Source organism: Streptomyces sp. RG80 (genome assembly GCF_040446465.1).
In the GTDB taxonomy this organism is placed as follows: Bacteria; Actinomycetota; Actinomycetes; order Streptomycetales; family Streptomycetaceae; genus Streptomyces.
In genome coordinates this window covers 1-3,961 of record NZ_JBEAAJ010000033.1, presented here as the reverse complement: position 1 = coordinate 3,961, position 3,961 = coordinate 1, and the positions used below count along the sequence as shown (strand labels likewise).

General features: G+C 66.9%; 3 protein-coding genes. All 3 read right to left on the bottom strand.

Annotated elements, in window-relative coordinates; genetic code table 11:
* Positions 1-163 precede the first annotated feature (163 nt).
* The 3 genes from ABKA17_RS47845 to ABKA17_RS47835 all read right to left on the bottom strand — a co-directional run bounded on the left by ABKA17_RS47845 (position 164) and on the right by ABKA17_RS47835 (position 3,514).
* Positions 164-1,129: a hypothetical protein gene (locus ABKA17_RS47845; RefSeq protein ID WP_353698783.1), complete on the bottom strand. Its 966-nt coding sequence runs from the start codon at positions 1,127-1,129 to the stop codon at positions 164-166.
* A 107-nt stretch (positions 1,130-1,236) separates the two neighbouring features.
* Positions 1,237-2,013 (bottom strand): AAA family ATPase, encoded by a 777-nt coding sequence (locus ABKA17_RS47840; protein WP_353698782.1) that lies wholly within the window; start codon positions 2,011-2,013, stop codon positions 1,237-1,239.
* Positions 2,003-3,514, bottom strand: a complete 1,512-nt coding sequence (locus ABKA17_RS47835) for a TnsB C-terminal domain-containing protein (RefSeq protein WP_502994559.1) — start codon at positions 3,512-3,514, stop codon at positions 2,003-2,005. The genes ABKA17_RS47840 and ABKA17_RS47835 overlap by 11 nt, the downstream gene beginning before the upstream one ends.
* Between the last annotated feature and the right edge of the window lie 447 nt (positions 3,515-3,961).

Here is a 3,961-nt window from a genome sequence, read left to right as displayed (position 1 = left end):
CTGATGTTGTGTGTTGTTGTGTCGGTGGGGTCTCGTCATTGAGTTGTCAGTGCTTGGGATGGTTTTTAGGCAGGCCAGGGCGGGTTCTTGTGGCTGACTCATGATGTGGCTCGGTTGCTGTCATGGCTGCAGAGTGTGCTGGTCATGCGGATGCCGATCCTTCTCACACGTCCCTGTGTCCGGCTCCGTCGCTGTGTCCGGCTCGGACCCGGTTCCTCGGCCAGGCAGGGTCCCCGTCGAGTCGGTCGATGGCGGCGTTGATTCCCAACTCGCGCGCGATGTCTATGAGTTGGTTGTGGTGGTGGAAGTTGCTGTGTTGGAAGATCCGCCGGCTGCTGTACGGGTGTCCGGTGAGGTAGTGCCAGGCGCGTGCCGCGACGAGCGCGGGCCGAGCCCATTCGGGTACGGGATGCCAGGTGCGGGCCAGGGAGCCGGGGCGGGCGGGGTCGGGCAGGGCGAAGGCGGTGGCGTCAGGTGCCAGGTCAGTGAGTCTGACGTGAGCGAGCTGTTCCGCCTGTACCGGGTCACTGACGATCTGAGCGGTCAGTAGCCCTGCGTGGAGCGGGTGGCCGACTTGAGCGAGCTGCCGGATGACTGCTGCTCGATCTTCGTCTTCTGCCTCAGTGCCGCGCCACGCTGTCTTGCTGGTCCTGCTGCCTTGTCGATGAGTGAGGGCAACAGGTCGTCGTCCGTTGTGGCGTAGTCGTCTTCGTGCTCTTTCCTCGTCACCGACGACCACCCAGGGCCGCTCCTGCCATGCCTGGGCCCGGTTGCCGAGCCGCGCGGGGGCGTCGTGCCACAGGAGGGTGAGATGAATCCCGGTGCGACGCTGGAGCTGGGCGAGCTGCGCCCATCGCATCGGGGTCTGGGTGTGGGCGCGTATGACGATGAGGTGGCCGATGCGGTGTGCGTGGATCCAGCAGGCCGCTGCGGTCCAGGCGGGACGGACCATGTCGGCCCACCCGGCCCGGTGCCGGGGAACGCCAGCCTTCTGCCCGGGCAGGGTCTTGCCCAGTGCGGCGAGGACATCCTGGGCGAGGCCGGGCGGGTGCGAGGCTGACGGGGTGGGGTGGACGACGATGCGTCCCTGTCCCGGCTGGTGCGCTGCGAGCGCGGCGTGCGTCCACACCGGGGCATCGTCTGGGTCTACCAGGACGGTGAAGGCAGCACGCACCGCACCCAGCGTGGCTTCCCCACGCCACGGCACACGTTCACCTTCACCGCGCCCGTGTGTGCTCACATGCCGCCGATCCTGCTGTAGACCCAGTGGACGAGGGCCTCGGTGACGCGGTCCGTGCCGGTCTTCTCCATCGCCTCCACCAGGTGGTAGGTGATGTTCGCCCAATTACGGAAGTTGCCGTGCGCGGCTTCCCCATCGACGGCGTCGATCAATCCAGGCTCCGCGGCCGCCCAGACCGGATGGAAGGCGGCGGCGACCTGCCGCACCTCCGACGGGGGGATGCGGTCGAACTCCTGCCAGATGTACATCCGGGAGGCGAGCATCGGCTCACGGCGCAGCACCCGGTAGCAGTTGTCGCCGCCGGCGAAGACGACCGCGATGTCGGTGCGCCGGTCATCCCACAGGTGACGCCAGAACTCGAACCCCGTGCGGCTCATCCATTGAGCCTCGTCGCAGATCAGGACCCGGAACTGCTCGGCGAGGACTTCTTTGAGGAGCGCGTCGAACTCGATCGGCCGTCTCGGCGGCTCACCGGGCAACCGCAGAGCGTTGAACAGCCCGTGGCGGATGTCGCGCGGGGTAGGACCGGAACGCAACTCCAGCCGGTAGGTGATGTCGGGCGCCAGCTCCCGCAGCGCCGAATTCACCGCCATCGTCTTGCCGTATCCGGCAGGCCCGTACGCGCACATCATCGCCTTGGCCTTGATAACCGACTCGATGTTGTCCCGGGTCGTCAGCAACGCCTCGGTCCCCACGACATGCGCGGCCTCCAGGCCGAGGAAGTGATCCTCGAACTCGGCAGGCAGACGCCCGTAGGACAGGTCAGTTCTCATCACGTCCGCCGCCCTCCTGCCGCGAAGGCTCCACCGGCCGTACCCAGTGATCGGGCGCTCGCCCGTGAGGAACCACCTCCGGCCGGGCCAGCTGACGCCGATCCCGCCGAGCTCCGCCTGCCAGCTCTCCGGCCGCCTCACCACGCTCCGGGGTACGCCGCCGCTCAGCCGGCCCGGCAACGGTCTGCGCCCTGAACCGCTCCCGACGCAATTTCTCCGCCGCCCTCAGATCCGCCCGCAGTCTGCGAGCAGCCGCTGCCCGGGCGGCCTTGAGCGCCCTAATCTCCTCTACACCGGCCGCCTCGGCCAGATACGCGCTGCCCAGGTACCCACCCGAGGTGTCGAAGACCTCCAGCACATCGTCGTGCTGCGGCAGATACCGCACCACGACCCGCATCCCGGCATGCCCCACCATCCAGGCGGCGACATAGGAGCGACGATGCCACCGGATGCCATTGGTGGTGAGGATGCGCTCCCTCCCGTCATCCTCCAGCGCGAAGCGCGCCAGTTGCTCGGCGGACACGTCCACCAACGGCGTGGGGTCCTGCGCCCAGGCCTCCAACGGAGTCTTCCCACCCAGCTCTTGGGGCCTATGTTCGGTGTTCCACCACACCACCCAGGCCAGCAGCCCCGCTACAAACGCCTCGAACGACAACGCAGGAGCATCCGGATCGACAGGCTTTCCCTGGGCTAGTTTCTGCCGACGGGTATACCGCGGAAGCACCACGAAATGCATTTCTTCCACGGCATTGTTGAGTGCCTCGACCGTCCCCTTTAAATGTGCACTGTAAGCAGGTAGATCACACACCCCGACCGCGAAAGCACCCATGGCACCGCTCACCGTCCGGCACAGAAATTCCTTCCCCCTGTCCACCCGAATCACCGACGGCAGCCCTCCCGCCGGCCCATACGGCACACGCCGGTCGATCCCACACCGCAACGCCGCCAGCACCGCATCCCGGCTGGGTTCATGCGGAGTGACGGCCACCCCGACGATCACCTTGGTCGCACAGTCGATGAACCAGGTCACCCACGGACAGACCAACTCGCCCTCGACATCGACCTCGACCGGAGCCCGCTTGTGATCGCCCTCCCACACTGCATTGCGATGACCAGCCGGCCGACGGGCGAACACATCATGCGCCCGCCGCGCCCTTTCACCCTGCCGCAGCCCTGCGCGCTCACCCGTCGTCAGATCCCGGCGGATCGCCCGGTGTAGCGTGGCCAGCGACGGCACCGGCCCCCGTGCCGGGTTCAGACGGGCGCTCTCGACGAGCTCAGCGTGCACCCGCGAGGCGTTCCCGCCCCACAAGGCCAGCAGCTGACGCACCTCGTCTGTGATGGTGAACCGGCCCGCAGGTACTGGGCCGAACCGGCCCTCTCGGCCAGCGGCAAGCCAACGCCACACCGTCCGTTCCGAACGCCCCAATGCCTGGGCGACCAAACGGACATGAGCAGACATCAGCTCGCCGCGGGCCTCCAGACCGAGCAAGCGTTCCACCGCAGCCGTGCGCTGCGCACCGGCCGGGTTGTTCGACACAGCACCGTCCTCTCACACGGCGCGGCACCTCGGAGGAAGTCGGGCATACAAGAGACAGCGACCGACCATGTCCGCTAGGACCGCCCACCCGACCTGTGGCCACAGGTTGCCGGAAATGGCAGCCAAGCGTATTCTCACCATCAAATTCCAACGAACAGGAGCCGAAACGAAATTGACGCAAAGTCAGAAACAATTTCGAGTCGGCCGAAAGAACAGAGCGGGCTGACACGCAGCCAGACTCAGGAATTCGCGGAGCGAATTCCTGTAGGCCGAATTGCGGAGCAATTCGAGCCATGGCCAACGGAGTTGGCCATAATTCCCGGCGAAGCCGGGAATTCGCCGCGCGGAGCGCGGCAATTCTTCCGGCGCGTAGCGCCGGCGCGTCGTTCTCGCGGAGCGAGACGCGCG

Coding starts and splice junctions, on each gene's coding strand:
- ABKA17_RS47840 (WP_353698782.1), bottom strand. CDS start 2,013: ATGAGAACTGACCTGTCCTACGGGCGTCTGCCTGCCGAGTTCGAGGAT.